The organism is Actinocorallia aurantiaca, from assembly GCF_039533685.1.
GTDB classification, from domain to species: domain Bacteria; phylum Actinomycetota; class Actinomycetes; order Streptosporangiales; family Streptosporangiaceae; genus Actinocorallia; species Actinocorallia aurantiaca.
In genome coordinates, this window is the sequence record NZ_BAAATZ010000002.1 from 173444 (window position 1) to 200190 (window position 26747).

Annotated in this window: 25 protein-coding genes; 11 read left to right on the forward strand and 14 right to left on the reverse strand. The window is 69.3% G+C overall.

Annotated features, from left to right (window positions below):
- Positions 1 to 248: 248 nt before the first annotated feature.
- The 5 genes from ABD327_RS01595 to dnaA form a co-directional block, all read right to left on the reverse strand.
- A complete protein-coding gene (locus tag ABD327_RS01595; RefSeq protein ID WP_344448245.1) occupies positions 249 to 725 on the reverse strand; it encodes a DciA family protein in 477 nt (158 codons plus the stop codon).
- Positions 718 to 1836: a DNA replication/repair protein RecF gene (gene recF / locus ABD327_RS01600; RefSeq protein ID WP_344448246.1), complete on the reverse strand. Its 1119-nt coding sequence runs from the start codon at positions 1834 to 1836 to the stop codon at positions 718 to 720. Before recF ends, ABD327_RS01595 begins: the two co-directional genes overlap by 8 nt.
- A gap of 78 nt (positions 1837 to 1914) precedes the next feature.
- Complete coding sequence (gene gnd / locus ABD327_RS01605) at positions 1915 to 2790, reverse strand: phosphogluconate dehydrogenase (NAD(+)-dependent, decarboxylating) (protein WP_344448247.1); 876 nt, start codon at positions 2788 to 2790, stop codon at positions 1915 to 1917.
- 476 nt (positions 2791 to 3266) lie between these two features.
- Complete coding sequence (gene dnaN / locus ABD327_RS01610) at positions 3267 to 4400, reverse strand: DNA polymerase III subunit beta (RefSeq protein ID WP_344448248.1); 1134 nt, start codon at positions 4398 to 4400, stop codon at positions 3267 to 3269.
- Between the two features lie 597 nt (positions 4401 to 4997).
- Complete coding sequence (gene dnaA, locus ABD327_RS01615; protein WP_425547021.1) at positions 4998 to 6737, reverse strand: chromosomal replication initiator protein DnaA; 1740 nt, start codon at positions 6735 to 6737, stop codon at positions 4998 to 5000.
- 347 nt (positions 6738 to 7084) lie between these two features.
- On the opposite strand from dnaA, the gene rpmH reads away from it, so the two are divergent.
- The 8 genes from rpmH to ABD327_RS01655 all read left to right on the forward strand — a co-directional run bounded on the left by rpmH (position 7085) and on the right by ABD327_RS01655 (position 12322).
- Complete coding sequence (gene rpmH / locus ABD327_RS01620; protein ID WP_106396750.1) at positions 7085 to 7222, forward strand: 50S ribosomal protein L34; 138 nt, start codon at positions 7085 to 7087, stop codon at positions 7220 to 7222.
- 10 nt (positions 7223 to 7232) lie between these two features.
- Positions 7233 to 7589 (forward strand): ribonuclease P protein component, encoded by a 357-nt coding sequence (gene rnpA, locus ABD327_RS01625; protein ID WP_344448250.1) that lies wholly within the window; start codon positions 7233 to 7235, stop codon positions 7587 to 7589.
- Positions 7589 to 7918: a membrane protein insertion efficiency factor YidD gene (gene yidD, locus ABD327_RS01630; RefSeq protein ID WP_344448251.1), complete on the forward strand. Its 330-nt coding sequence runs from the start codon at positions 7589 to 7591 to the stop codon at positions 7916 to 7918. Before rnpA ends, yidD begins: the two co-directional genes overlap by 1 nt.
- Positions 7915 to 8901, forward strand: coding sequence for a membrane protein insertase YidC (gene yidC, locus ABD327_RS01635; RefSeq protein WP_344448252.1), 987 nt, complete (start codon positions 7915 to 7917; stop codon positions 8899 to 8901). Before yidD ends, yidC begins: the two co-directional genes overlap by 4 nt.
- A gap of 34 nt (positions 8902 to 8935) precedes the next feature.
- Positions 8936 to 9415, forward strand: coding sequence for a Jag family protein (locus tag ABD327_RS01640; RefSeq protein ID WP_344448253.1), 480 nt, complete (start codon positions 8936 to 8938; stop codon positions 9413 to 9415).
- A gap of 191 nt (positions 9416 to 9606) precedes the next feature.
- On the forward strand, positions 9607 to 10302 hold the full coding sequence (gene rsmG, locus ABD327_RS01645) for a 16S rRNA (guanine(527)-N(7))-methyltransferase RsmG (RefSeq protein WP_344448254.1): 696 nt from the start codon (positions 9607 to 9609) through the stop codon (positions 10300 to 10302).
- A 204-nt stretch (positions 10303 to 10506) separates the two neighbouring features.
- Entirely contained in the window at positions 10507 to 11328 is an 822-nt protein-coding gene (locus ABD327_RS01650; RefSeq protein WP_344448553.1) for a ParA family protein, read from the forward strand.
- A 37-nt stretch (positions 11329 to 11365) separates the two neighbouring features.
- Positions 11366 to 12322, forward strand: coding sequence for a ParB/RepB/Spo0J family partition protein (locus tag ABD327_RS01655; RefSeq protein ID WP_344448255.1), 957 nt, complete (start codon positions 11366 to 11368; stop codon positions 12320 to 12322).
- Positions 12323 to 13066: 744 nt separating this feature from the next.
- Here the strand turns inward: ABD327_RS01655 and ABD327_RS01660 are convergent.
- Entirely contained in the window at positions 13067 to 13984 is a 918-nt protein-coding gene (locus ABD327_RS01660; protein ID WP_344448256.1) for a D-alanine--D-alanine ligase family protein, read from the reverse strand.
- 340 nt (positions 13985 to 14324) lie between these two features.
- Complete coding sequence (locus ABD327_RS01665; RefSeq protein ID WP_344448257.1) at positions 14325 to 15560, reverse strand: aminotransferase-like domain-containing protein; 1236 nt, start codon at positions 15558 to 15560, stop codon at positions 14325 to 14327.
- A 174-nt stretch (positions 15561 to 15734) separates the two neighbouring features.
- Between ABD327_RS01665 and ABD327_RS01670 the strand changes: the two genes are divergently transcribed.
- Positions 15735 to 16352: a GNAT family N-acetyltransferase gene (locus tag ABD327_RS01670; RefSeq protein WP_344448258.1), complete on the forward strand. Its 618-nt coding sequence runs from the start codon at positions 15735 to 15737 to the stop codon at positions 16350 to 16352.
- 101 nt (positions 16353 to 16453) lie between these two features.
- The gene (locus ABD327_RS01675; RefSeq protein ID WP_344448259.1) at positions 16454 to 17518 is read left to right on the forward strand and encodes a DNRLRE domain-containing protein; all 1065 of its coding nucleotides are present in this window, start codon (positions 16454 to 16456) and stop codon (positions 17516 to 17518) included.
- A 55-nt stretch (positions 17519 to 17573) separates the two neighbouring features.
- On the opposite strand, the gene trxA is transcribed toward ABD327_RS01675, so the two are convergent.
- Both trxA and trxB read right to left on the reverse strand, forming a co-directional pair.
- A complete protein-coding gene (gene trxA / locus ABD327_RS01680; protein ID WP_425547022.1) occupies positions 17574 to 17888 on the reverse strand; it encodes a thioredoxin in 315 nt (104 codons plus the stop codon).
- Positions 17889 to 17893: 5 nt separating this feature from the next.
- Positions 17894 to 18820 (reverse strand): thioredoxin-disulfide reductase, encoded by a 927-nt coding sequence (gene trxB / locus ABD327_RS01685; protein WP_344448260.1) that lies wholly within the window; start codon positions 18818 to 18820, stop codon positions 17894 to 17896.
- 105 nt (positions 18821 to 18925) lie between these two features.
- Here trxB and ABD327_RS01690 point away from each other — a divergent pair, with 105 nt between their 5' ends.
- Entirely contained in the window at positions 18926 to 19498 is a 573-nt protein-coding gene (locus tag ABD327_RS01690) for a dienelactone hydrolase family protein (RefSeq protein ID WP_344448261.1), read from the forward strand.
- A 169-nt stretch (positions 19499 to 19667) separates the two neighbouring features.
- On the opposite strand, the gene ABD327_RS01695 is transcribed toward ABD327_RS01690, so the two are convergent.
- Genes ABD327_RS01695 through ABD327_RS01715 form a run of 5 tightly spaced genes read right to left on the reverse strand, consistent with a single transcriptional unit; the run spans position 19668 to position 26569 of the window.
- Positions 19668 to 20405 carry an anti-sigma factor family protein gene (locus tag ABD327_RS01695; protein WP_344448262.1) on the reverse strand — a complete coding sequence of 246 codons (738 nt, stop codon included), beginning with the start codon at positions 20403 to 20405 and terminating at the stop codon, positions 19668 to 19670.
- A complete protein-coding gene (sigM, locus tag ABD327_RS01700; protein WP_344448263.1) occupies positions 20402 to 21073 on the reverse strand; it encodes an RNA polymerase sigma factor SigM in 672 nt (223 codons plus the stop codon). Before sigM ends, ABD327_RS01695 begins: the two co-directional genes overlap by 4 nt.
- Before the next feature lie 5 nt (positions 21074 to 21078).
- Complete coding sequence (locus ABD327_RS01705) at positions 21079 to 22665, reverse strand: protein kinase family protein (RefSeq protein WP_344448264.1); 1587 nt, start codon at positions 22663 to 22665, stop codon at positions 21079 to 21081.
- Positions 22666 to 22725: 60 nt separating this feature from the next.
- The gene (gene murJ / locus ABD327_RS01710) at positions 22726 to 24396 is read right to left on the reverse strand and encodes a murein biosynthesis integral membrane protein MurJ (RefSeq protein WP_344448265.1); all 1671 of its coding nucleotides are present in this window, start codon (positions 24394 to 24396) and stop codon (positions 22726 to 22728) included.
- Positions 24377 to 26569, reverse strand: coding sequence for a DUF6049 family protein (locus ABD327_RS01715; protein WP_344448267.1), 2193 nt, complete (start codon positions 26567 to 26569; stop codon positions 24377 to 24379). The genes murJ and ABD327_RS01715 overlap by 20 nt, the downstream gene beginning before the upstream one ends.
- Positions 26570 to 26747 lie beyond the last annotated feature (178 nt).

The window sequence follows — 26747 nt, forward strand, 5'->3', positions numbered from 1 at the left end:
TTTGGTCGAACCACAGTTGAAAAAACGGATGGCGATCGCATCATGACCAATACAGATCGCCACGTTACGGCGCAGTGTCCGGAACCCGGTCTCAGTCTACCGGGTCAGGGGGCGAAAGTTGCCATTGACCGGCGCTGAGCGCTCATCTGGCGGCCAAACGGACGGGAACGCACATCCCCCTACTCGCCCCGGGGGGTACTGGCGCGTACGTGGCGCTTGACAAACGCACCCGGCCCTCCCCCGCCCGCTTAACGGACACGCCACTGACCGGGCTTGCGCGCCGACTGCGGACCGACCACCTTCACCCGCTGGACCGCGCCGTCCCCCAGCTCCTCGTTGAGCCTGCGCACCAGCTGCCCGGCCAGCAGCCGCACCTGCTGCGCCCAGGCCGGGGAGTCGCAGTTGACGACCAGCTCGCCGTCCTCGAACGCGCCGGGCGAGGTGTGCTCGGCCAGATCGCGTCCGACGATGCCCTCCCAGTTGCCGAAGACCCCGCCCATGGCGGCGCGCTCCTCCCAGCCCCGGTCGGCGAGCAGCTTCTTGATGCCCGACCCGAACGGCTGGGGGCCGTCGCCCCGCCTGGGATCCCGGCCCGGCCGGGCCCCCTGGCGGGAGCGGCGGCGCCCCGGGACGGACTGACGTTTGGCGGCGTCCGCCCTGGCCTGCGCGAGCGCCTCGCGGGCCAGCTCGATGCCGGTCTTCGGCTTCGGTTCATCCTCAGGCACGGCTCACCTCCCCTGCGGCGACGTTATAAGAGGCCCCTGACAGTTCCGCGGGGACGTCCTCGGGCACGGCCGCGGTGATCAGCACCTGCTCGGCGGGGGAGACCATCTCGGCCAGCCTGCGCCTGCGGCCGGAGTCCAGCTCGGCGAAGACGTCGTCGAGGATGAGGATCGGATCGTCCCCGTCGGAGCGCAGCAGCTCGTAGGCGGCCAGACGCAGCGCCAGCGCGAACGACCAGGACTCGCCGTGGCTCGCGTAGCCCCGGGCGGGGAAGTCGCCGAGCTTGAGCAGCAGCTCGTCCCGGTGCGGGCCGATGACGCTGGTGCCGCGGGCCAGCTCCTGCCTGCGCGCCTCGGCCAGCCCCGTCAACAGGAACTCCACGAGTTCTCCACGGTCTGTGGACAACTCCCCTTCACGGGAGCACCGGTACTCCAGGCCCGCTCCTCCGCTGGGGGCGAGCTCGGAGTAGGCCTTGGAGACCAGGGGGGAGAGCGCGGAGACCAGCTCCAGCCTGGCCCCCAGCAGCTCGGCGCCGACCTGGGCCAGATGGGTGTCCCACACCTCCAGGGTGGCCAGCAGCTCGGCCGAGGCCGCGCGGCGCTGCTGGACCGCCGACTTCAGCAGGGCGTTGCGCTGCTTGAGCACCCTGTCGTAGTCGGCGCGGACCCCGGCGAACCTGGGGGCGCGGGCCGTCAGCAGCTCGTCCAGGAAGCGGCGGCGCTCCCCCGGGTCTCCCTTCACCAGGGCCAGGTCCTCCGGCGCGAACAGGACGGTGCGCACCATCCCCAGGATCTCGCGCGGCCTGGGGACGGGCGCCCGGTTCAGCCTGGCCCGGTTGGCCCGGCCCGGATTGATCTCCAGCTCGACGAGCGCCTCGCGGACGTCCCGCACGACCCGGGCCCGCACGATCGCGCGGGCAGCCCCCTGCCGGACCAGCGGGGCGTCCGTCGCCACCCGGTGGCTGCCGTGGGTGGCGATGTAGTTGACCGCCTCGACGAGGTTGGTCTTGCCCTGGCCGTTGAGCCCCAGGAACGCGCTGACGCCCGGCTCCATCGCCACCTCGGCGGAGGCGTAGGAGCGGAAGTCCGTGAGGCTCAGATGGGCGACGTACACGGGACAGGAGTCTAGGGTCGCGTCCGGGCCGGGTGCTCCACAGCCTGTGGACGAACCCCGACCGGTTCCCCTTCTCGTCTAGCTCTTCTCCACCGCGTGGCCGCCGAACTGGTTGCGCAGGGCGGCGATCACCTTCATCGCGGGGGAGTCGTCCTGGCGGGAGGCGAACCGGGCGTAGAGGGAGGCGGTGATCGCGGGAAGCGGGACCGCGTGGTCCACCGCGGCCTGGATCGTCCACCGGCCCTCTCCGCTGTCCTGTGCGTAACCGCGGATGTCGGCGAGCTCCGGATCCTGTGCCAGCGCCAGGTTGAGCAGGTCGAGCAGCCAGGAGCGGATGACCGTGCCCTCCTGCCAGCTGCGGAAGGTCTCCGGCACGTTGTTCACGATGCCGCTGGCCTTGATCAGCTCGTACCCCTCGGCGAAGGACTGCATCATGCCGTACTCGATGCCGTTGTGGACCATCTTCACGAAGTGGCCCGCGCCGGCCTCGCCGCTGTGGACGAACCCGAACTCGCCCTCCGGCTTGAGCGTGTCGAAGACGGGCTGCGCCCTGGCCACGTCCTCGGCGGTGCCGCCGACCATGAGCGCGTACCCGTTCTCCAGGCCCCACACCCCGCCGGAGACGCCGCAGTCGACGAACCCTATGCCCTTGCCCTTCAGGTACTCGGCGTGCCTCTGGTCGTCCACGTAGTGGGAGTTGCCGCCGTCGACCACGGTGTCGCCGGGGGAGAGCAGCTCACCGAGCCGGTCGATCGTCTCCTGGGTGGGACCGCCGGCCGGGACCATGACCCAGACGAGGCGGGGGGCGGCGAGCCCGGCCACGAGTTCTTCCAGGGTCTTCACGTCGCCGAGGGCCGGGTCGCGGTCGTAGCCGATCACGGTGTGACCGCCGCGGCGCAGCCGCTCGGCCATGTTCCCGCCCATCTTGCCCAGACCGATGAGACCGAGTTCCATTACCGCTCCTTGTGCGTGCGGGTGTGCGGGACGCGGGCCTCCGCTCCGGGGAGGACCCGAGATGCTTCCTTTTGGGAGATCCCTCCAGGCTAGCCCTCTCCGGGTCCTCTACCCGGAAATCCGATCATTCGCCGCCTTCGGCGGTGTCGGCTCGTGCACACCCTCTGTCCACAGTTCGATCATGCCTGTGGAAAAACTGGTTATCCACAGGGGTAACCGAACACTGACGCACACCGCCCGCGAGCACGCGCACGCCGAGTTATCCACAGGGTGTGCGTGAACCTTGCGGCGCACCGCCCGTGGCTGACGCGCGCTGACGCGCACCGAACGATCCACAGGCTGTGCGTGAACCTCTCGGCGCGCCGCTCGCGGTCGATGTTCGGCTGGCGTGCACTGAAGTGTGCGTGAGCCTTGCGGCGCCACCTGCGCCGACGTTCGCCGGCGCGCACCGAACGGTCCACAGGCCGCCCACGGGGTCAGCCGGACAGCCGGACGGGCATGATCAGGTAGCGGTAGCCGGGCGTCCCGCCGTCCTCGAGCGGCTTGCCCGTGAGCACCGCCGGCTTGGTCGGCGTGGTGAACGACAGGCGCGCGATGTCCGAGGCGATCTGGGCGAGCCCGTCGAGGACGTAGCCGGGGTTGAAGGCGATGTCGATGTCCTCGCCCTCCAGGGTGGCCTCCAGGGCCTCCACGGCCTGCGCGTCGTCGCCGGTGCCCGCCTCCAGGACGACCTCGCCCTGCCGGAAGGCCAGCCGCACCGGGGTGTTGCGCTCGGCGACCAGCGAGACGCGCTTGAGGGCGTCGACGAAGGGGCCGGTCTGCACCTCGGCGTACCCGGCGTACTCCGCGGGGAACAGCGAGCGGTACTTCACGAAGTCGCCGTCCAGCAGGCGCGAGGTGGTCTTACGGCCGCCGCCCTCGAAGCCGATGATGTTCTCCCCGGCGCCCGTGTCGCCGCCGCCCAGGGAGATCTTCACCTCGGCGCCGGAGGTCAGCGACTTGGCGGTGTCGGCGAGGGTCTTGGCCGGGATGAGCGCGACGCCCGTGCGGTCGGCGCTGTCGGGGTTCCACTTGAGCTCGCGGACGGCGAGCCGGTAGCGGTCGGTGGACGCCAGCGTCACGGTGTCGCCGTCGATCTCCACGCGCACGCCGGTGAGCATGGGGATCGTGTCGTCCCGGCCCGCGGCGATGGCGACCTGGGCGACGGCCACGGCGAACTCGTCGCTGCCCACGGTGCCCGCGACGGGCGGCAGCGCGGGCAGGGACGGGTAGTCCTCCACCGGCATCGTCGAGAGCGTGAACTTCGCGCTGCCGCACTTGAGGGTCACCTTGGCGCCGTCGGTGGTGACGTCCACAGGGTGTGGAGGGAGCGCCCGGCAGATCTCGGCGAGCAGCCGGCCGCTCACGAGGGCCGTACCGGGCTCGTGGCAGTCGACCTCGGCCGACACCTGGGCGGAGACCTCGTAGTCGAACGCGGACAGCCTCAGGCCCTCCTCAGAGGCCTCCAGGTGCATTCCCGCGAGCACCGGGACGGGTGGACGGGCCGGGAGGGTGCGGGCCGTCCAGGCCACGGCGTCGGCGAGAGCGTCACGGTCGATGCGGAACTTCATGGACCCGCCTCCTGATCGTCGAGGGTTTCAGGGCTTCCTCAGGGGCTGCGCCCGTAGCTCCGCGGAGCGCGGATCCGCTGGACCCTGATTGGTACTGATCTTCTTTTCTTCGTTGGATAACTTGTGCAGTCATAGTCATAGGGGCTGTGGAAACCGTGGATAACCCATCCCACCCCAGCTCAGGGGCCGAGTTTTATCCACCGCGCCTGTGGGTAGTCACCTGTGGACAACCAGGGGCCCTGTGGACTGCGAAAACTTGTCCACAGCTCGTCCCCAATTCGATCACCAGTTGCCCACAGGTTCTCCACAGGTTATCCACAGCGCCTACATTTCGTGGGAGCAAATCGGACGAAACCAGGGAGAAATGGGTTGTGGGCAATCCCCCGTGCCGACCACGTTTTCCCCAGGTAATTCACAGGTTCTCCACAGGTTATCCACGAGTTCATCCACAGGGGCTGAGAAAAGGCTCAGAAGTCGTCCACAGGGCGTCCACAGCGTGTCCACAGGTTATCCCCATACTGTCCACAGGTTATCCCCAGCTTTGTGCACAGCCGGTGCTCTGAATGATCTTCATGGGGAGGGCGGCGGCCCGGTGGGTCAGCGGTTGCCGCGGGTCTGCTGCTTGATCCGCGAGGTCAGCTCGGTGACCTGGTTGTAGATCGAGCGGCGCTCGGCCATCAGCGAGCGGATCTTGCGGTCGGCGTGCATGACCGTGGTGTGGTCGCGGCCGCCGAACTGCAGCCCGATCTTGGGCAGGGACATGTCGGTGAGCTCGCGGCACAGGTACATGGCGATCTGGCGGGCGGTCACCAGGACCCGGGAGCGGGAGGAGCCGCACAGGTCGTCGATCTCGATGCCGAAGTAGGTGGCGGTCTGAGCCATGATCATGCCGGCGGTGATCTCGGGGCCGCCGGTGTCGGGGATCAGGTCCTTGAGGACGATCTCGGCGAGCCGCAGGTCCACCGACTGCCGGTTGAGGCTGGCGAACGCGGTGACCCGGATGAGCGCGCCCTCCAGCTCCCGGATGTTGGTGGAGATCTTCGTGGCGATGAACTCCAGCACGTCCGGCGGGGCGGCCAGGCCCTCCTGTACCGCCTTCTTGCGCAGGATCGCGATGCGCGTCTCCAGCTCCGGCGGCTGGACGTCGGTGATCAGGCCCCACTCGAAGCGGTTGCGGAGCCTGTCCTCCAGCGTCACGAGCTGCTTGGGCGCCCGGTCGGAGGAGATGACGATCTGCTTGTTGGCGTTGTGGAGGGTGTTGAAGGTGTGGAAGAACTCCTCCTGCGTCTGCTCCTTGCCTTCGAGGAACTGGATGTCGTCCACAAGGAGGATGTCCACTTCGCGGAAGCGGCGCCGGAAGCTCTCCGCCTTACCGTCGCGGATGGCGTTGATGAAGTCGTTGGTGAACTCTTCCGAGCTGACGTACCGCACCCGGGCGCCGTCGAAGAGACTCCGCGCGTAGTGGCCGATCGCGTGGAGGAGGTGCGTCTTGCCGAGCCCGGACTCCCCGTAGATGAAGAGGGGGTTGTAGGCCTTGGCGGGGGACTCGGCCACCGCGACCGCCGCGGCCTGGGCGAACCGGTTGCTCGCGCCGGTGACGAAGGTCTCGAAGGTGTACTTCGGGTTCAGCCGGGCGGCCTCGATCGTCCCGGTCCCCTTGGCCTGGCCTCCGCGGTTGCCGCCTCCCTGCCAGGGCGCGGGGGAGGAGGCCTCCTGCTGCGTCTCGGCCGGCTGGGACTGGGCGTGCCCGGAGGGCGTGAAGGGTTCGGGCTCGGCACCGCCGAAGGTGTGCCCGGCGATGTGGGAAGGGCGCGCGGGTTGTGGAGGAAGTTGTCCACCGCCCTGTGGATAACTTGCGGAAGCCGAGGTGGAAGGGGGTGCCGCCTGTGGAGGATCTTGTGGACGAAGATCCGACGGCTGGTCGCCGTAGCCGCTCTGCGGACGGTCGTCCCGCCGTTCGAAACCCTGCTGCCGCTCCGGGCGCGGCTCGTACGACGGCTGCTGCGGCGCGGAGGGGGCGGGGTAGGACTGCTGCTGGACGGGCGGGGGCGGGGGCTGCCGGGAGATCTCCGGCTGGACGGTCAGCACCACCCGGATCGGCTGGCCCAGCTCCTGGGAGAGGGTGGTCTCTATGAGAGAGGTCACCCTCTGCTCGAGGGTCTTCTTGGCGAAGTCGTTGGGGACGGCCAGCAGGGCCATGCCGTCGAAGATCCCGATGGGGCGGGTGACGCCGAGCCAGGCGCGCTGGTGGGCCGGGACTTCGGGAAGGGCGTCCACCGAGCGGTTCCAGAGGGACTCCAGGTCCTGTCCGTCCACCGTGAAGCCTCCCCCGTGCATATCCTCGATCTCCCCGCCCTCCGTCCGCGCGGGGCCTCCGGGTCAGATCTCAGGGGGGGCCTTCAGGAGCGGGAGCCCCTACTCTCTCACGATTCATCCACAGGTTTGTCCACAAGCTGTGTATAACTATTCCCTTGCAGGTGGGAAGGGGTTTGCGGGCCCCGTCAAGCCGATCGCCCACCTGTTCCGTTTGACCCGGTGGGCGGGGAGAACATAACGTTCTACGGTCGAGTCGCATCGATGGTGGTGACGCGTGCCCGTCAGGCATCCGAGTGGGCGGGCCCCCGCTGCGAGGGACCAAACGTGCCCGCGATGCGATCCTTACGTCAGAGCAGCAGGAGTCAGCAGTGAGCAAGCGTACGTTCCAGCCGAACAACCGTCGTCGTCACAAGAAGCACGGCTTCCGGCTGCGCATGCGCACCCGTGCCGGTCAGGCGATCCTCGCCGCACGTCGGCGCAAGGGCCGCGCACGCGTCGCGGTCTGACGATCGACCCATGCTGCCCTCCGGTCACCGGATGCGGCGGCGCCAGGAGTTCACGCTGGCCGTTCGGCGCGGTGACCGCGCCGGACGGCCACATCTCGTTGCCCACCTTCTACCCGAGGGCAACGAGGGCGGGAACTCCCTGGCGGGCTTCATCGTCTCCAAAGCGGTGGGCAACTCCGTCGTGCGCGGCAGGGTTCAGCGCCGGTTGAGGCATCTCGTCCGGGACCGGCTGGCCCTTCTGCCGCCGGGTAGCCTGCTGGTGGTGCGCGCCAATCCGAAAGCGGCGTCCGCATCGTCCGAGGAACTGGCCCGGGATCTGGACTCCGTGCTCGGCCGGTTGCTGAAGCAGTCGGGCAAGGGGCAGTGATGAGCCAGAGACCGGGGCCGATCGCATGGTTGCTGATCGGCTTCGTGCGCTTCTACCGCAAGGTCGTCAGCCCGCTGCTGCCGCCCACCTGCCGTTTCGAGCCGAGCTGCAGCACCTACGGGCTCAGGGCCCTGCAGACGCACGGCGCCCTCCACGGCTTCTGGCTGACCGTCGCGAGGGTCGCCCGATGCCACCCCTTCCATCCCGGCGGGTACGATCCGGTGCCTGCACCGCGTCTTCGTAGCGCCCGTACCGGCCGGGAGGCGTCCGGCGCCGACCGCACGACCCCCGAGCCCTCAGACCCAGACTCGCTAGGAGCAGACCGGTGACGCTTGATCCGCTGTACCGGGCCGTGGCATGGATCCTCGTCCAGATCCACAGCGGCCTGACCTTCCTCGGCATCGACCCCGACAGCGGGTGGGCCTGGGGTGGCTCGATCGTACTGCTCACGGTGCTGATGCGGATCCTGATCTTTCCGCTCTTCGTGAAGCAGATCCAGTCGTCCCGCAAGATGCAGGCGCTGAACCCGCAGATCCAGGCGCTGCGCAAGAAGTACAAGAACGACAAGCAGCGGCTCAACCAGGAGACGATGAAGCTCTACCAGGAGAACGGGGCCAACCCGATCTCCGGGTGCCTGCCGCTGCTGGTGCAGTTCCCGATCTTCATCTCGCTGTTCAACGTGCTGAACAAGATGGCCACCGCCAAGGAGGGCAACGGCAGCCACGGGATCTCAGAGGAGCTGGTCGACAGCGCCAACCACGCCAGCATCTTCGGTGCGAGCATCTCCGACAGCTTCCTCAAGGCCTGGGGCACGTCGACCAGCGGTGTGATCATCTGTGCGATCGCGGTGATCATCTCCTCGACCACCACCTTCCTCACCATGCGGTCGAGCATGTCCCGCCAGCCGCCGATGGACCCCGACAACCCGATGGCCACCGCCCAGAAGATGATGGTCTGGCTGGCTCCGGTCTTCGGCCTGTTCGGCCTGGGCTTCCCGCTCGGCGTGCTGCTGTACTGGGTCACCTCCAACACCTGGACGCTGGCCCAGTCGCACTACATCTACAAGCGCTACCCGATGCCGCTGCCGGGCGACGCCAAGGACGCCGACACCAAGAGCGCCAAGGGCGACGCCAAGAGCGTCAAGGGCGGAGCCAAGAAGGCCGAGACCCCCGCGACCGGCGGCCTGCTGAAGAAGCGCCGCGCCGCGGAGGCCGCCACCGCCGCCGAGATCCGCAAGGAAGGCCCCCAGGTCGTGCGCAAGCAGCCGACTCGGCAGTCCAGGAGCAAGCGCAGCGGCTCCTCCAAGCGTTAGATTGACACTTCCCACCCAGGAAACGGAGACAGCGGTGGCTGAGACCGCAGCAGTCGAGATCGAGGCGCTGGAGCAAGAAGGCGACATCGCCGCCGACTACATAGAGGGCCTGCTCGACATCGCCGACTACGACGGCGACATCGACCTCGACGTCGAGGGCGAGCGCGCGATGGTGTCGGTCGTGGGCGAGGACCTGGACGAACTGGTCGGCAAGCGGGGTGAGGTCCTGGAGGCGCTGCAGGAGCTGACCCGGCTCGCGGTGCACCGGCAGACCGGCAACCGGACCAGACTGATGCTGGACGTCGGGGGGTACCGGGAGCGCCGGCGCGAGGAGCTGAGCAAGCTCGGCCGCGACGTGTGCGAGGAGGCCAAGCGTGACGGCAAGGCCAAGCCGCTGGCGCCGATGACGCCCTTCGAGCGCAAGATCGTCCACGACGCGATCGCCGCGGCGGGCCTGCGCAGTGAGTCCGAGGGCGAAGAGCCCGAGCGTTACGTGGTCGTCTACCCGAGCTGACGGGAAGCACCCGGTTCGCCGGGATCGTTCCGGGAAGATCGTGGTGAAAGCCCCCGCCGTGTGCGGGGGCTTTTGTTTTGGAGTTCCTGTGGCAGAGGGCTCGCCGCCGGAAAGATGAGGGGCGGAGGGCGCTTCGGGTTTCGCAGGCGCACGAGGCATGTGGAACCATCGTCGACTGTGGGGAAGAACCGATGACTGATCAGCCGGAAGCAGTACCGCCGCAGGCGCAGGAGGTCTTCGGCGCGGCCTTGCCCGTGGCCGAACGGTATGTGCGCCTGCTGGCCACCGCCGGAGTGGAACGCGGGCTCATCGGCCCCCGTGAGGTGGGCCGGCTCTGGGAACGGCACGTGATCAACTGCGCGGTGCTCAGCGAGGCGGTGCCCGAGGGCGCCTCCGTGGTCGACATAGGCTCAGGCGCGGGCCTGCCGGGGCTGGTCCTGGCGATCGTCCGGCCCGACCTCGAGATCACCCTGCTTGAACCTCTGCTCCGGCGCACCACCTTCCTCAACGAGGCGGTGGAGGAGCTCGGCCTGGAGAACGTCACCGTACGGCGGGGACGCGCCGAGGAGGTCGTCAAGGAGTTCGCGGTGGACGTCGTGACGGCCAGGGCGGTCGCCCCGCTCGACCGCCTGGCCAGGTGGGGGCTGCCCCTGCTGCGGGCCGGCGGTGAGCTCCTGGCCCTGAAGGGGGAGCGGGCCGCCCAGGAATTGACCGAGGCCGAGCCGGTTCTGCGCAAGCTGGGAGTGCGGAGGGCTGAACTCCTCCTGGTAGGGCAGGGTAAGGTCGACCCGCCGACGACGCTCGTTCGGCTCGTCGCCGAGCGGACCCCCGAGCGTGGTGGCAGGAAGAGCAAGCGGAAGGGTGACAGGTCGCCGACGCGCGGCTGAATTCCCCCTCTTCGACCGAAGGAGTCCGCGGTGGAGCCGTCATCAGGCCACGCGTTCAGCATGCAAGGGACAGCCGAGACGGCGTCTGTCGCGCCGCGCATGGAGACGGAGCAAGCCGTGGATTCACGTGAAACCGCCGTGCCTCCGCCCACTCCCGCCGGAGACACGCCGATCGCGAGGGCCGCGGCCGTCGCCCGGCAGGTGATGGCCCAGCGGGGAGACAACGAGTGGCCCCGGCCGGCGAGGACCCGGGTGATCACGGTCGCCAACCAGAAGGGCGGGGTGGGCAAGACGACCACCTCGGTCAACCTGGCCGCGGCGCTGGCGATGCACGGGGCCCAGGTCCTCGTCGTCGACCTCGACCCGCAGGGCAACGCCTCCACCGCGCTCGGCATCGACCACCACGCGGACGTGCCGTCCATGTACCACGTGCTGATCGAGGACCGCCCGCTGTCCGAGATCATCATGGCCTCGCCGGAGCTGCCCAACCTCTACTGCGCCCCGGCCACCCTGCACCTGGCGGGCGCGGAGATCGAGCTGGTCTCCAAGGTCGCCCGCGAGACCCGGCTGCGCCGCGCCCTGGACGACTACGACAAGAGCCGCTTCGACTACGTGCTGATCGACTGCCCGCCGTCGCTGGGACTGCTCACCCTGAACGCGCTCGTCGGCGGGGACGAACTGCTGATCCCGATCCAGTGCGAGTACTACGCGCTGGAGGGGCTCAGCCAGCTGCTCGGCACCGTCGATCTGGTGACCTCGCACCTCAACCCGACGCTGAACGTCTCCACCATCCTGCTGACCATGTACGACGCCCGGACCAGGCTCGCCGCACAGGTGGCCGAGGAGGTGCGGTCGCACTTCGGGGACACGGCGCTGAAGACGGTCATCCCCCGCAGCGTCCGGGTCTCGGAGGCGCCCAGCTACGGGCAGTCCGTCATGACCTACGACCCCGGTTCCACCGGAGCGCTCGCCTACAGCGAGGCCGCCTCGGAGATCGCCCATCGCTGGGCAGAGGTGGCTTCGTGAGTTCCATCGAGTACGTGCACGTCTACGGGGGCCGAGAATGAGCGCTTCACGTCAGCCTCGAGGTCTGGGCAGGGGCCTGGGCGCGCTGATCCCGACGGCGCCCGCCGCGGCCGCCGCGCCGGGTCCGGAGCACGCGGCCGGCGCGAGCACCGGCCTCGACCAGGTGGACGGCGCCAGGTTCGCCGAACTCCCGGTGAAGTCGATCTCCCCGAACCCGCGCCAGCCCCGCACCCACTTCGACGAGGAGGCGCTGGAGGAGCTCGCCGCCTCCATCTCGATCGTCGGGCTGCTCCAGCCGATCGTGGTGCGGGAGCTCAACCCCGAGACGTCCCTGGAGTCCGCCCGCTACGAGCTGATCATGGGGGAGCGCCGCTGGCGCGCCTCCCAGCGGGCCGGACTCGACCGGATCCCCGCCATCATCCGGGACACCTCGGACGACGACCTGCTCCGTGACGCCCTCATGGAGAACCTCCACCGCCAGCAGCTGAACCCGCTGGAGGAGGCCGCGGCCTACCGCCAGCTCCTGGACGACTTCGGCGCCACCCACGAGCAGCTCGCCGCCCGCGTCGGCCGCTCCCGTCCCCACATCAGCAACACCCTGCGCCTGCTCAACCTCCCGCCCGCCGTGCAGCGCCGGCTGGCCGCCAACGTCCTCAGCGCAGGCCACGCCCGCGCGCTCCTCGGCCTCGACTCCCCCGAGGCGATGGAGGCCCTCGCCACCCGCATCGTGGCCGAGGGCCTCTCCGTCCGCGCGGTGGAGGAGATCATCGCCCTGCGCGAGGCGGACGACCCGGTGCGGCCCGTCCGCCGCCCCGTCCGCAAGCCCACGGCCCCCGGCCTGGAGTCCCTCGCCGAACGCCTCAGCGAACGCTACGAGACCAAGGTCCGCGTCGACCTGGGCGCGCGCAAGGGCAGGATCGTCGTCGAGTTCGCCACCCTCGAGGACCTCGATCGCATCATCTCCAGCATGGCCCCCGACGACGACCCCAGCTGACCCACCCGGTCCCCCCAGCTCCAAGGCCCTCTCCGGAGGGCCTTTTCTTTTGTCTCCCCTTCCCGTTTCACGTGGAACACCGCCTCGCCGTTCACCGACCCAGCGCCCCTTCCTCATCGATCACGGAACCAGGCATCGGTCTCGTCGCGGTTTCGCGTGGAATGGCACACCCCTCTTCTCCAGCTACCCCTACTCCCCTTCCATCCGGGTCGGTGTCGGAAGCAGGGACCGGCTTTGCCGCGGTTTCACGTGGAACACCGCTTCGCCTTTCGCCCGACCCGGCCGCTCTCCCTCAGCGGCCACGAGAGTAGGCGCCGGTCTCGTCGCGGTTTCACATGGAACGACGCACCCCTCTCCTCCGGCTGCCCCACACCTTTCCTCCAGGTCGGTGTCGGAAGCGGGGGTTGGCCTTGCCGCGGTTTCACGTGGAACGGCGTCCCTCTCCTCCAGCCGCCTTCCCTTCTCCTCCGCGTCGGTGCTGGGAGGGGAGCCGGTTTCCTCGTAACTTCAAGTGGAGCGGTGCCCCTTTCTCCAGCTGCTCCGCCTCTTCCTCGGAGTCGATATCGGAACCAGGCATCGGGCTCACCTTGGTTTCACGTGGAACGGCGATTGTGCGCTGGGGTCAGAAGTCGACGGAAAAAGAAGAGGCCCTCCGGGGAGGGCCTTGGTGGTGCGGTTTCACGTGGAACCGGAGGGGCGGAAGAAGGCCGGCCCTGTTTCATGGGAAACAGGGCCGGGAGCGGGTCAGAGGGAGGTGAGGATCTGGGAGATGGTCAGGCCCGAGGCGTGGAGGGCGAGGGGGAGGAGGCTGGTCTCGGTCATGCCCGGGGCCACGTTCACCTCGAGGAGCTGCGGGACGCCGTCGGGGTCGACGATGAGATCGCTGCGTGAGAGGTGGCGGAGGCCCAGGGCGTGGTGGGCGGCCAGGGCGGTCTCGCGTACGCGCTCGGTGATCTCGGGGGAGAGGCGGGCGGGGGTGATGAACTCGGTCTGCCCGGCGATGTAGCGGGCCGTGTAGTCGTAGCTCTCGCCCAGAGGGACGATCTCCACGGCGGGGAGGGCGGTGGGCTCGCCCTCGATCTCCAGGACGCTGACCGCCACCTCGGTGCCGGCGATGAACCGTTCGATGAGCGCGACGTCCCCGTAGGAGAAGCAGCCGATCATCGCGGCGGGCAGCTCCGCCGCGTCCCGCACGACCGACGCCCCCAGTGCGGACCCGCCGCGGGTGGGCTTCACGAAGAGCGGCAGCCCCAGCCGGTCCAGGACCGCCTTCATCACGGCGCCGGCCCCCAGGTCGTGGAAGACCGTCTTGGGCAGGGTCACCGACTCGGGCGTGGTGAGTCCCGCCTGCCGGAACACCGCCTTGGCCGTCGGTTTGTCCCACGCCAACCGGCAGGCGTCAGGACGAGCCCCCACATAGGGCACACCCAGCAGCCCGAGCACCTCCCGGACGGCCCCGTCCTCCCCCTCGGCCCCGTGCAGCACCGGGAAGACCAGGTCCGGCGGATCCTCCATCAGCAGCGGCAGCAGCGCGGCGTCCGCCTCGCGGATCTCCACCTGGAGCCCCGCCTGCTTCAGCGCGTCCGCCACCCGCCGTCCCGAGCTCAACGAGACCTCTCGCTCGTACGACATGCCACCGGCCAACACGATCACCCGTTCCATGGAACAGGACCTTACGCCTCTCCACCCCCCGGTCCTCCCACCGCCTCGACCTCCTCTCCCCCAGGTCATCCCCCATCCCTCACCGCGGGCATCTGTCTCCTGTCCTCTCGATCCCGTGCCCTGCATCCACGCTTCCCGTGCCGGCGGATCCGTCGTCTGCGGCCTTCCGTCGCTGCGAGGGAGTCGATCCCGCTCCGCTCCCAGACGCGGAAGCGGACTCATGGCGGGTTCGCGGTGTGGAGGAAGGGCTTCTATTGGGTCGGTGGTATGGAGCGGATCCACGGTGGACGGGAAAAGAAAAGCCGCCCGGGGGTGCCGGGCGGCTTCGGGGAAGGGGCGGTCAGCCGAAGGTGTCGCGGAGGGCGAGTTCCTGGTGGATGACGGAGGCCAGGCGGTGCACGCCCTCGCGGATGCGGGCGGGTTCGGGGTAGCAGTAGGAGATGCGCATGTGGCGGTGGCCCTGGCCGTCGGAGTAGAAGCCGGTGCCGGGGACGTAGGCGACGCGGTTGGCGATGGCCAGGGGGGACATGGCCTTGGAGTCGAGGCCCTCGGGGAGGGTCAGCCAGATGAAGAAGCCGCCGGCGGGCCTGGTCCAGGTGGTGCCCTCGGGCATGGTCTCCGCCAGGGCCTCGAGCATCGTGTCGCGGCGCTCGCGGTACAGCTCGGCGAAGGACTTCACCTGGTCGCGCCAGGGGTGGGTGTCCATGAACTCGCGGACGGCGAGCTGCGTGAGGTTGCTGTGGGAGAGGATCGCCGACTCGGCCGCCAGCACCAGTTTGGCGCGGACGGCGTGCGGGGCCAGCGCCCAGCCGACGCGCAGGCCGCTGGCGAAGGTCTTGGAGAACGACCCCAGGTAGATGACGCGCTCGGACTCGTCGGCGCGCAGCGGGCGCGGCGGCGGGGCGTCGAAGCTCAGCAGGCCGTACGGGTTGTCCTCGATGATGAGGAGGTCGAACTCCTCGGCGATGGCGAGGACCTCGGAGCGGCGGGGGGCCGACAATGTCACGCCGGCCGGGTTCTGGAAGGTGGGCACCGTGTAGAGGAACTTCACGCGGCGGTTCTCGGCACGCAGCCGGACCAGCGTCTCGCGGAGCGCCTCGGGGACGATGCCCCGGTCGTCCATCGGGATGTGCACGACCTCGGCCTGGTAGGCGGCGAAGGTGCCGAGCGCGCCCACGTAGGAGGGGGACTCCGCCAGCACCACGTCACCGGGGTCCACGAAGATCTTCGTGATGAGGTCCAGCGCCTGCTGGGAGCCGACGGTGACGGTGACGTCGTCGGGGCTGGCGACGATGCCCTCCAGGGCCATCACGTCGCAGATGCGTTCGCGGAGCCCCGGGTCGCCCTGCGCGGAGCCGTACTGGAGCGCCTCCGTGCCCTTGGTGACGACGAGGTGCTGGAGCATCGCGCCCACCGCGTCCAGCGGCAGGGCGTTGACGAACGGCATGCCGCCCGCGAGCGAGACGATCTCCGGCCGGGAGGCCACCGCGAAGAGAGCTCGGATCTCGGAGGCCACCATGCCCTGTGCGCGGGCGGCGTAACGGTCGAGATGCGAGTCGCTGCGTGTGGTCTCCATTTTCTTCCTCCTGGTGAGGGCGCTGGGCCGGGTACCACCGTACGGTACGGCCTGAGGTTCACGGCGCTCGGTATTGGATACGATGCCTGCGGGGTCATTTCGGTTGGCGCGATCGTTCGGGCGGACCGGGGAGGCGGCCTGATCGACCGACCACTGACGGAAGGTGTGCGCCCGGTGTCACGTCGCCTTGTGAATGTCACCCTCGACAACCTGCTCGACCTGCCCCGCCGCTGCCGCCACTGCGTGTTCTGGGAACTGGATCCGGTGAGCCGGGAGCGGGCCGTGGAGGCCGGCGCCCCGGAGCTGGAGAAGGAGGCCTGGGTCTCGGCGACGCTGCTCGAATGGGGCAGCTGCGGGAAAATCGCTTACGTCGATGATATTCCCGCCGGATTCGTACTTTATGCTCCGCCGCTCTACGTTCCGCGCTCGGCGGCCTTCCCGACGAGCCCGGTCTCCGCGGACGCCGTGCTGCTGATGACCGCGCACATCCTCCCGGAGTTCGCCGGAGGCGGGCTCGGCCGCATGCTCGTCCAGGGCGTCGCCAAGGACCTGACCCGCCGCGGCGTGAAGGCGATCGAGGCGTTCGGCGACCTGAAGACGGAGGAGGGCGGCTGCATGGTGCCCGCCGACTACCTGCTCTCCGTCGGCTTCAAGACGATCCGCCCCCACCACCGCTATCCGAGACTCAGGCTCGACCTGCGTTCGGCCCTGTCGTGGCGTGAGGACGTCGAGGTGGCCCTGGAGCGCCTGCTGGGCTCCATGACCCCGGAAGGCGCACTGCGGCCCGCCTGAGGCCCTCTCAGCACTTTCGCGATTTCGGCAGCCCCTATCCCTTTTCGGACATCGGACCGGTAGGCTCCCCGCACCGACCCCCCACCCCGAAGAGGTTCCGCGTGAAAGCACGCCTGACCGCCCTCACCGCCGTCACGGCCCTGTCGATGAGCGTCCTGGCCCCCGCGGCCCAGGCCGAGCAGCCGGCGTCCGAGCAGACGACCGCGCGGGCCAAGGCGTCGAAGCTCGCCTGGGCGTACGTGTCGAGCAAGCAGCCGAAGAAGTCCTTCTACAAGAAGAAGGGCGCCGTCCCGGTCGGGCGTTCCGGCAAGGCCGTCCACCGCGCCTACTACAAGATCGACCTGTCGGACGCGATGAGCGAGGACGTCGTCAGCTCCGTCCGGCTGCGCGTCCCGGTCAAGTCGCCGAACGCCTGCCGCCGCGGCGGAGCCCCCGCCGTCAAGGTCCAGGAGACCCGGACGATCAGCGCCAGGCTGACGTGGAAGAAGCAGCCGAAGGTCGTCCGGACGCTGGGGACCGTCAAGCCGAAGTGCTCGGGCAAGGCGCTCGACCTCGACCTGACCAAGGCCGCCCGGCGGGTGCTGGACCGGAGCGACGGCAGCCTCAGCATCCGCCTGGTCGCCACCAATGAGAAGAAGGCGAAGAACTTCCTCAAGCTCTCCTCCTCCGCCAAGCTCACCATCCGGGCTTACAGCACCAATGACGACAACGGCGGCGGGACCTTCGGGGACCCGGCCCGGAACGCGCCTCAGGCCGTCGGCGGCCCCTCCTTCAACGGCGGCGGTTGCGCGGTCGGCGCGGGCCGGCCCGAGATCGCGGTCGCCAACGCGGCGTTCGGCGGCACGGTCGCCGACGCGGACGGCGGTTTCGTCGGGCTGCGCGTCGAGTGGGAGACCGTCGGGGCGAAGGGCGCCCAGGACTCCAAGATGCAGTTCTCCGATCCCGGCGAGGCCCGCGCCATCACCGTCGGGCTGCCCGCCGGCACCTTCAAGAAGGACGGCGTCTACCGCTGGCGCCTGCAGGGCTTCGACGACGTCCAGGCAGGCCCCTGGACGGGCTGGTGCGAGTTCGAGGTCGACCTGCCCGCGGCTCCCAAGCCCGACCCGGAGCCGGTGCCCGTTCCGCCGGTCCCGGTCCCGGTCCCCGTGGCCCCGCCGGCCGAGTGAAACGGACGAGGCCCGTCCGGATCGATCCGGACGGGCCTCGTCGACGCCTGGCGTCTCACAGGAACTCGGAGAGCTCCCGCAGCATGACGGCCTTGGGCTTGGCGCCCATGATCTGCTTGACGACCTCGCCGTTGCGGTAGACGTTCATCGTCGGGATCTGCATGATCCCGTAGTCGCGCGGGACGTTCGGGTTCTCGTCGATGTTGAGCTTCACGATGGAGATCTTGTCGCCGTGCTCGGCGGCGATCTCCTCGAGGATCGGCGCGACCATCCGGCAGGGGCCGCACCACTCCGCCCAGAAGTCCACGAGGACCGGCTTGTCGTTCTCCAGGACTTCGCTCTTGAAGTCCTTGTCCGTCACTGCCTTCATCGTTCTCAGCCCTCCTGGAGGTAACGCTCGGCGTCGATCGCGGCGGAGCAGCCGCTGGCCGCGGCGGTGATCGCCTGACGGTAGACGTGGTCGACCACGTCGCCGCAGGCGAACACGCCGGGCTGGTTCGTCTTGGTGGTCGGGTGCTGAACCTGGAGGTAGCCGTCCGCGTCGGCGTCGATCTGGCCTTTGAACAGCTCGCTGCGCGGGTCGTGGCCGATGGCGATGAACAGGCCGGTGACGTCGAGTTCGCCGATCTCGTCCTTCTTGACGTTGCGGACCTTCAGACCGGTGACCCGGTCTTCGCCGAGGACGTCGACGACCTCGCTGTCCCACAGGAAGGTGATCTTCGGGTTGGCCAGCGCGCGCTCCTGCATGATCTTGCTGGCGCGCAGGGTGTCCCGGCGGTGGATCACGGTGACGTGAGCGAACTTGGTGAGGAAGATCGCCTCCTCCAGGGCGGTGTCGCCGCCGCCGACCACCGCGATGTTCTGGTCGCGGAAGAAGAAGCCGTCGCAGGTCGCGCACCAGGAGACGCCGCGGCCCGACAGCCGCTTCTCGTTCTCCAGGCCCAGCTCGCGGTAGCCGGAGCCGGTGGCGATGATGACGGACCTGGCGTAGTGGAACTCGTCGCCGACCTTGACGACCTTGGGGTGGCCGGTGAGGTCGACCTCGGTGACGTCGTCGGTGACGAGCTCGGCGCCGAAGCGCTCGGCCTGCTTGCGCAGGTTGTCCATGAATTCGGGGCCCATGATGCCGTCGGGGAAGCCGGGGAAGTTCTCCACCTCGGTGGTGTTCATGAGCGCGCCGCCTGCGGTGACCGATCCCTCGAACAGCAGCGGCTTGAGGTCCGCCCGAGCCGCGTAGATCGCCGCCGTGTACCCGGCCGGGCCGGATCCGATGATGATCACATTGCGGATGTCGGTGCTCACTGCTGCTCCCTTGATCTGTGGCCTTCTGCCATGCGGCGACAACGAATCCTATGGCCCGCTCATTCCCGGAGTAGCGCGTGTCCTGCCGCGGCATAGGGTAGGGGCGTGGCGGAGATCCTATTGTTCCACTCTGTGTACGGACTGCGGCCGGCGGTGTCGGACGCGGCGACGAGACTGCGCGAGGCGGGGCATGTGGTGCATGTGCCCGACCTGTACGAGGGCCGGGTGGCCGACACCATGGCGGAGGCCAAGGTGATCTTCGAGGAGATCGGCCGGGACGCCCTGCTGGAACGGGCGGTCGGGGTCGCGGCGTCGCATTCGGCCTCGGGGCTGGTCTACGCGGGGTTCTCCCTCGGCGCGGCGATCGCCCAGACGATCGGGCTGGTGGACGAGAACGCCAAGGGGCTGCTGCTCATCCACGGCACCTCCGACCTGGCCGAGGACGCCGAGACCGAACTCCCGGTGCAGCTCCACGTGGCGGACCCCGACCTGTACGAGACGTCGGACTGGCTGAACAGCTGGTACCTGGAGATGCGCCAGGCCGGCGCGGACGTCGAGATCTTCCGGTACCAGGGGGCGGGGCACCTCTTCACCGACCCGGGGCTGCCGGACTACGACGAGCACTACACCGAGCAGGCCTGGGCGATCGCCCTGGACTTCCTGGCCGAGGTCGGCTGACCCCGCCGACGTTCGCGGGGTCCCCTGGTCACGAGCCGTCCGGCCTGCGGGCGTGCGGCGGCCCGTCCGTCCTCGACGGCGCCGCTCCTGCGGGCGTGCGGGAAGGGGCCTCGTGCGCGAACGCCGAAGGCCCGCCGGATGAGGGCGGGCCTTCGGGCGGAGACCTGGATCAGCCGGGGATCCGGGTGGTCGCGAAGAGGTCCTGCTCCTGGCCCGAGCACTGCGCCCCGACGGCGTAGGCGACCAGGTCGTCCGACGACGGCTCGGTCACCACGATCACCGTGGCCTCGCGCCCGTCGAACCAGGCGTTGTCCACCAGCAGCACCGGAGCCGACGCGCCCGCCACGGACTTCACGCAGTCCAGCAACCGGACCGGGACGGTGCCGGCACGGACGTCCGCGGTCTTCTTCAGCTGGTCCTTGACCTGGACGCCCAGGGTGTCCTTCTTGTACTGGACGGCGCTGGTGACCAGCGGGAGCCTGTCGGTGGACGCCACCGGCACGGGCTTGCGGTCCTTGGGGATGAGGATCGCCGAGCCGTTCTCGGATCCGGCGTCCAGGGCCCCGTTGGCGAGGGCCAGGCCCGCTCCGGAGACGACGGTGACGGCCGCCGCCACGGACAGGATGCGCTGCATCCTGATCCGCCTGCGCGCCGCCAGGTCGATCACCGGGGCTCCCTCCCTGGCTTCGGCCAGCACCGCGGCGTCCAGCCGGGCCGCGAGCGACTCGGGCATGGGCGGCATGGGGGCCGCGGCCAGGATCCGGCTCACACTCACCAGATCGGCCGAGCGCTCCGAGCACTCCGCACACTCTTCCAAATGCGCACGGACCGATGTCGCGGGCTGCTCGTCCAGCAGCCCTTCGGCGAGATCCGCGAGCACGTCATAGTCGACGTGTTGTCCGTTCACGACGCGCTCCCTCCTTCTTCGAGCACCGATGGTCCAGCCTGGCGGGGTACGGCGCGGACCTTTGAGTCAACGTTCGAAGGTCCGACGTCGTGCCCGTCCGTTCGGTTCCGAAGATGGCGGAGAAGTGGCGCCAGTCTCGCCCGGCCCCGCGCGCAGCGGCTCTTGATCGTTCCCGGGGGCACCTCCAGCACCCGGGCGGCGTCCTCGACGGTGTAGCCCATCATGTCGACGAGGACGAGGGCGGCCCGCTGCTCGTAGGGGATCTGGCGCAGCGCGTCGGCGACGTCCAGGCTGAGCTCGTGCGCGGAGGTGGGGTCGGCGCCCTTGGGGGCGACGGCGTCCAGCACGTCGTCGTCGGGGAAGGCGACGGTGGGGCGCGCGGTGCGGCGGCGCAGCCTGTCGAGGCAGGCGTTGACCACGATCCGGTGCAGCCAGGTGGTGACGGCCGACTCGCCGCGGAACTTCCCGGCGGCCCGGTAGGCGGAAAGGAAGGCGTCCTGAAGTGCGTCGGCGGCCTCCTCCCGGTCGCCGACGGTGCGCAGGGCCACCGCCCACATCCGGTCTCGGTGCCGGGCGACCAGTTCGGGGAAGGCGAGGGGGTCGCCCTGGGCGTGCTTGGCGAGCAGTTCCTTGTCAGGGACCACTTCGATCTGCTTGTTGCCGAACAAGGGCATCATTCCGTCCCGTGAACCGTGGCCTCGCCGATCTGGAGCTTGCCGGTCGACGGGGACTTGGTGAACCAGAGGATCACGTACCGGCCCGCGAGGGTCTTGCCCGAGATCTCGGTGGTGGTGTCCGTTCCGAGGGTCGCGGCGCCGAGCGTGGACAGCAGTGAGCGGTTGTCGTCGTCGCCCACGTAGACGTTGAGGTGGGCGCCCGCGCTCGCGGAGGGCGCGTGCAGCACGACCTTGCTGACCTGCCGGGACGTTCCCAGATCGAGCCTGACGCCCACCCCCTTCAGGTAGTTGCCGAAGCTGGTGGCGTACGGGGCCCTGTAGCCGTCGGTCTCGAAGTAGGTGCCGTTCTTCTTGTCCTTGATGAAGCGCGCGGTGCCCTCCACCTTGCCGTCGGGACCACCGGCTCCGGTCATCTCGAAGAATCCCTCGGCCGAGGAGATGCTCAGCTTCTTGGTGGTGGGGGCGGCGACGGCCGGGGGCACCTCGGCCTCCGTCTTCGGGCCCTTGGTCGCCTCGTCGCCGCCGGTGAGCTGCCAGGTGGCGATGCCGATGACGAGGGCGGCCACCGCGGCCGCGGCGGCGACCAGCGGACGGTTGACCGTTCGGCCGCCCGTCTGCGATGCGGACGAGGAGGAGGCGGAAGCGGTGGCGGCCGGCATCCGCAGCTGGGCGGTGGGCTGCTGCGGCGGCGGCGGGGCCGTGGGCCGGGTCGCCGCGGCGGGACGCGGCTGGGGCACCGTCTTGGGCGGTTCGGTCCGTCGCGGCCGGTTGATCACCGAGGGCGGCGGGCCCGGCTGCAGCCCGGCGAAGAGGGGGAGCGGGGTGCGCGGCACCCGGGTGAGCGCGGCGGCGACCTCGGCGGGGGTGGCCAGCGGCTCCTCGGGCGCGCCGATCTCCATCGCCCGGCAGACGATCTCGTCGACCGCGGCGGGCACCTCCTCGCGCAGCTCGCACGGGGGGACGTGGTCGCCGTCCCGTTCGGGGGCGGACGGCAGCTGTGACTCGTCGGCGCCGCCGGGCCAGTGGCCGGTCAGCGCGGCGTAGAGCATCTGGCCGAGGCCGAGCGCGTCGAGCCGGGCGGGCTCGGCGGAGTTGACCCCGCACAGCACCGCCTCGACGCCCAGGCCGGTGAGCTTGACCGTGCCCCCGGTCGTCCAGACCAGGTGGCGGGCGGTGAGGCACAGGTGGGACATGCCCGCCCGGTGCGCGGTGGCGAGGGCCTCGGCGGCCTCGGAGACGAACCGGGCGGCCCGGCCGGGGGCCAGCGGACCGCCGGAGACGATCATCTCCTCGAGGGTCTCGCCGCTGACCCACTCGCTGACGACGTAGGCGAGCTCGCCGTCGTCGTCGGCGTCGAAGACCTGGGTGAGGCGGGGGTCGGTGAGCCGGGACGCGGTGCGCGCGGCGGTGACGACCTCGGCCGCGCGGGGGAATCCGGGCTCGAAGGTGCGGACGGCGACGGCCCGCGCCAGGATCTCGTCGATGGCCTTCCACATCGTGGAGCCGTCCGCCTCGCTGACCTTCTCCTCGAGGCGGTACCGGCCGGCGAGCCTGGTCCCGGGCTCAATGACGGACGTACTCATGACCTCTTCCGCCGCACATCGAATCCCATGGTGCCTGACATCGTAGTAGGGAAAAGGGGACTAGCGCAGACCGGGGATCCGAGCGCTGAGCGTGCTCAGCATCGTCTCCACTTCCGGGACGCGGAGGACACGGGCGGTGACGAGGTACAGGAGGCCACCTCCGAGCCCGCCGATCACGAGCGCCGCCAGGGAGGGAATGAGGCCGGTTCCGGCCCATTTCTCCAGCAGCACGTGGCATCCGAGCGCGAAGGCCGCGAGCGGACCCGCGGCAGCCAGCATCTTGACATGGGAGACGATGATTCGGCCAGCGTCGATCCGGCCGAGACGGCGCCGCATGACGATTCCGCAGAGGATCACTCCCACGGTGTTGGTGACCACGAAGGCGCCGGCGATGCCGACGACGATGTCCTCGGTGGGCAGCGTCAGGTAGGCGAGGTAGGCGGTCGCGATGTTGGTCGCGACGGTGCCGATCGCGATGAGAGCGGGCGTCCGGGTGTCCCGGTAGGCGTAGAAGACGCGCAGCATCAGCTGGTAGATCGAGAACGGCACCAGCGCGACGGCGAGCATCTGCATGATCCGCCCGATGACCGCGGCGTCGGAGGGGCTGGTGTTGCCGTGGGCGAACAGCGCGTTCACGATGTCGGGCGCGAGGGCGAGCATGAGGGCCGCGCCGGGGATGACCAGGACGGAGGACAGCCGCAGCCCGGAGGAGAAGTCGTCGCGGACCAGGTCGGTCTTGCCCTCGGCGGCGTGGCCGCTCATCCGGGGCAGCAGCGCGGTGATGACGGAGACGGCGACGATCGCGTACGGGAGCTGGAAGAACTGGTAGGCCGTCGAGTAGGACGCGTACCCGTACGCCTCGCTCAGGCCCTCGTCGACGGCCTGGAAGCCCGCGCTGTTGGTGAGGCGCGTGACGATCAGGAAGCCGATCTGGGTGAGCAGGACGTAGAAGAGCGTCCAGCCGGCGGTGCGGCCGACCTGGGACAGCTCGCCCTTCTGGAAGTTCAGCCGGGGCCGCCACCGGAAGCCGACGCGGCGCAGCGCGGGCCACAGCACGAACGTCTGCAGCGCGATGCCGCCGGTGGTGCCGACCGCCAGCAGGAGGAATTCGGCGTCGGTGAGGGAGGAGGCGTTCGGCTTGCCGCCGCTCTGGATCAGCAGGAACGCGATGCCGACGCCGATGACCACGACGTTGTTGAGGACCGGAGCCCACATCGGGGCGGCGAAGGAGCCTCGCGTGTTGAGGATCGCCCCGGCGAAGGCGCCCACCCCGTAGAAGAAGATCTGGGGGAGGAAGAACATCGCGAACAGGACGGCCAGCCGCAGGTCGTCGCCCTGGAGCTCGGAGCCGCCGTAGGCGCTCATGATCAGCGGGGCGGCCACCACCGCGAGCACCGTGATCACGGCGAGCCCGAGCATCGTGACGGTGAAGAAGCGCTGCTCGTACTGCTTGCCGTATTCGGCGTCGCGCTTCTTGGCCTGGACGATCAGCGGCACGATCACCGAGGTGAGGATTCCGCCGAACAGCAGGTCGTAGACGATGTTCGGGATGGTGTTGGAGAGGTTGTAGATCGAGCCGAGGACTCCGTTGCCCAGCGCGATGATGATCACGGCGCTGCGGACGAACCCGGTGATCCGGGAGGCGATGGTGCCCAGGGCCATGAGTGCGCCCGAGCGCATCAGGCTCGCGGCCGCGCCCCCGGTCCGCTCCTCAGACCGCTGCTCCGTCATGCTGTGATTCCTCCTCCTTGCGGCGCCGCCGCGCGCGCATCCCCCGGAAGCCTACGCCGAGCACCAGCACTGCGAGGGCACCAACGGTGATGAAGAGGCCGATCGAGGAGAACCCGGTCGTTCTGACGTAGACGCTCTGGGTGTTGATCTCCCGGTAGTCCCGGTTCAGGATCTTGACCTGGAGCTCGATCCTGTTCTGGAAGGAACTCCCGGTGGGGAGCTTGACCGGCACCTGGATGGTGTCCTTCTGCCCGGCCTCGATCCGCCGCTCCAGGAGGTACCTGTTCTGGTCCTCGCCCTCCTCGTCCGGGAAGACCAGCCGCTTCTCCGGATAGGTGGAGATCTCGATGAGGATGTCGACCGGCTCGCGGCCCTGGGCGAAGTCGTTGGCGATGGTGAGCCTCAGCACTCCCGACGAGCCCGCGAGCTGCCGGTCCTTCTTGCCGCTGACCAGGCTGATCTTGTTGAGCTCGGCCTTGTGGTCCTCCACGGCCCCGCTTTGGTACTTGTAGGCGGCGGTCCTGCGCTTGCCGGTGCCCCGCCAGTAGTTGGAGGACACTCGCATCGCCGCCCTCTGGAGCGAGGTGTCGGGCTCGGAGAAGACACGGGAGAACGCGTAGGCCTCCTTGTTCATCGCCTTCACCCCCTCCAGGTAGTGCCTGCTGAGCTCGCGCTCCCCGTCCGCGTAGGTGACGAACGTGCGGTCGGGCGTCTTGGCGGCGGCGATCTTGTCGAGAGGGGCGGGGGCGAGCCAGGCGCTCCTGGCGTCCTTGTGGTTCAGCAGGCTCTTGGCGAAGGCGGCGCCGGGATTCCAGCGCCGGTCCGGGGAGACGACCAGGGTGCGGCTCAGGTTGGGCGCCTCCGCGGTGATCATCGCGGTCTCGGCCAGGTAGCGCTGCTGGGCGCCGAGCGCGGCGCCCGGGGAGCCGGTGTCGCCGCTGATGATCTGCTGGATGGTGTCGTCGAAGGCGATGGCGGTCTTGTTCTCGCCCTTGGACGTCTGGACGGTGGTCGCGGCGCTGGGGGTGTAGGGAGTGTTGCCGGCCACCAGCTGGTTGCTGTTCAGCAGGAAGATGTTGCTGCCGAGCTTCTTGTTGGCGACGAGGCGGTCGATCGTCTTCTGGTTGATGGCCCCGCCGTTCGTCCAGGCGAGGTAGGGGTAGGTCTCGGCCTGCTTGTCCAGGAGGCCGAGGCCGAGCTTCTTGTCGGCGTACGCGGCCTTCAGGAGGTTGCCTTCGCCGCTGGCGAGCCGCCTGTTGACCAGCGCGACGCTGTCCACGTCGCCGTAGGGCGTCAGGAAGAACGCGTTCTTCTGGTTCTTGACGTAGGTCTTGAGCTTGCTCAGCCAGGCCGACGCGTCCGCGTTCTTGGGCTTCTCCTCCCCCGGCTTGTCCTTCTCCTGGCTGCGGATCCGGTAGTCCTGCTGCATCGCCTTCACGTCGGTGAGGAGGCCCGGGTCGATCGCCAGGGTGACGGCTTCGCCTCCGGTGTCCAGCGCGGACAGCAGGCGGCTCAGCCGGCCGTTGCTGTCGGGGTCGACCAGGTCGGCGAGCCTGTCGTCGTAGAACTTGTCGTCCGTGGTGCGGTGGGGGCCGTCGATGAGCGGCCACACGAAGGACACCTTGGTCGGCTTGATGTTCTTCTTCGCGTCCTTGTCGACGTAGTTGATGTAGGTGTGCAGGCCGCCGAGACGTCCGGTGGCAGGCGACGACACCGTCACGGCCAGCGGGTAGACGGAGAGCTCACCGGGATACCGGGCGAACGCGCTCGCCGCGTTGCCCGGCAGCTTCACCGTCGTGGACGCGCCGGGGGCGAGGTCGAACGGCTGGGCGGAGTGCAGGGTGTGAGGAGTGGACTCCTCGGTCTGGCTCTGGGAGAACTGGTCCAGCTGGCTGCGCGTACCGAACCTCTCGCCGTACAGAAGCTGTACCTGCGCGCCGGTCAGCGCGCGCGCCCCAAGATTCTGGATCTTCACCTGGACGACCAGCTTCTTGGTCTTCTGCGTCAGGATCGTCGGTTTGAGGGACTCCAGGGAGACCGTCACGGCGTTCTGGCGCTGTTTTTGAACGGCCTGGGATCTCACGGAGGCGGAGGCCGCCACGGAGGGGAAGAAGGCCGTGACCGCGAAGAGCAGGATGAACGCTCCTAGAGCAGCCGTGAAACGCGTCGTCACTGGTGCTTCTCTCGCCGCGCTGCCACGCGGTCGATGGTAGTGGCCTTCAGAGGCTGAAATACCGTCGTCTGTCCCCTCCGGACGGCCGGAAGACCAGGGTTTCTCGTACGGTGGCGACCCGGTCACCGAAAGTGAATACTTGTTTTGCGGCATTCTCGCGAACGCTTACTCTTGGTGG

Coding starts and splice junctions, on each gene's coding strand:
- gnd (WP_344448247.1), bottom strand. CDS start 2,790: ATGGAACTCGGTCTCATCGGTCTGGGCAAGATGGGCGGGAACATGGCC.
- dnaN (WP_344448248.1), bottom strand. CDS start 4,400: ATGAAGTTCCGCATCGACCGTGACGCTCTCGCCGACGCCGTGGCCTGG.
- dnaA (WP_425547021.1), bottom strand. CDS start 6,737: ATGCACGGGGGAGGCTTCACGGTGGACGGACAGGACCTGGAGTCCCTC.
- rnpA (WP_344448250.1), top strand. CDS start 7,233: ATGCTGCCCTCCGGTCACCGGATGCGGCGGCGCCAGGAGTTCACGCTG.
- yidD (WP_344448251.1), top strand. CDS start 7,589: ATGAGCCAGAGACCGGGGCCGATCGCATGGTTGCTGATCGGCTTCGTG.
- rsmG (WP_344448254.1), top strand. CDS start 9,607: ATGACTGATCAGCCGGAAGCAGTACCGCCGCAGGCGCAGGAGGTCTTC.
- ABD327_RS01650 (WP_344448553.1), top strand. CDS start 10,507: ATGGCCCAGCGGGGAGACAACGAGTGGCCCCGGCCGGCGAGGACCCGG.
- ABD327_RS01655 (WP_344448255.1), top strand. CDS start 11,366: ATGAGCGCTTCACGTCAGCCTCGAGGTCTGGGCAGGGGCCTGGGCGCG.
- ABD327_RS01660 (WP_344448256.1), bottom strand. CDS start 13,984: ATGGAACGGGTGATCGTGTTGGCCGGTGGCATGTCGTACGAGCGAGAG.
- ABD327_RS01665 (WP_344448257.1), bottom strand. CDS start 15,560: ATGGAGACCACACGCAGCGACTCGCATCTCGACCGTTACGCCGCCCGC.
- trxA (WP_425547022.1), bottom strand. CDS start 17,888: ATGAAGGCAGTGACGGACAAGGACTTCAAGAGCGAAGTCCTGGAGAAC.
- ABD327_RS01705 (WP_344448264.1), bottom strand. CDS start 22,665: ATGAGTACGTCCGTCATTGAGCCCGGGACCAGGCTCGCCGGCCGGTAC.
- murJ (WP_344448265.1), bottom strand. CDS start 24,396: ATGACGGAGCAGCGGTCTGAGGAGCGGACCGGGGGCGCGGCCGCGAGC.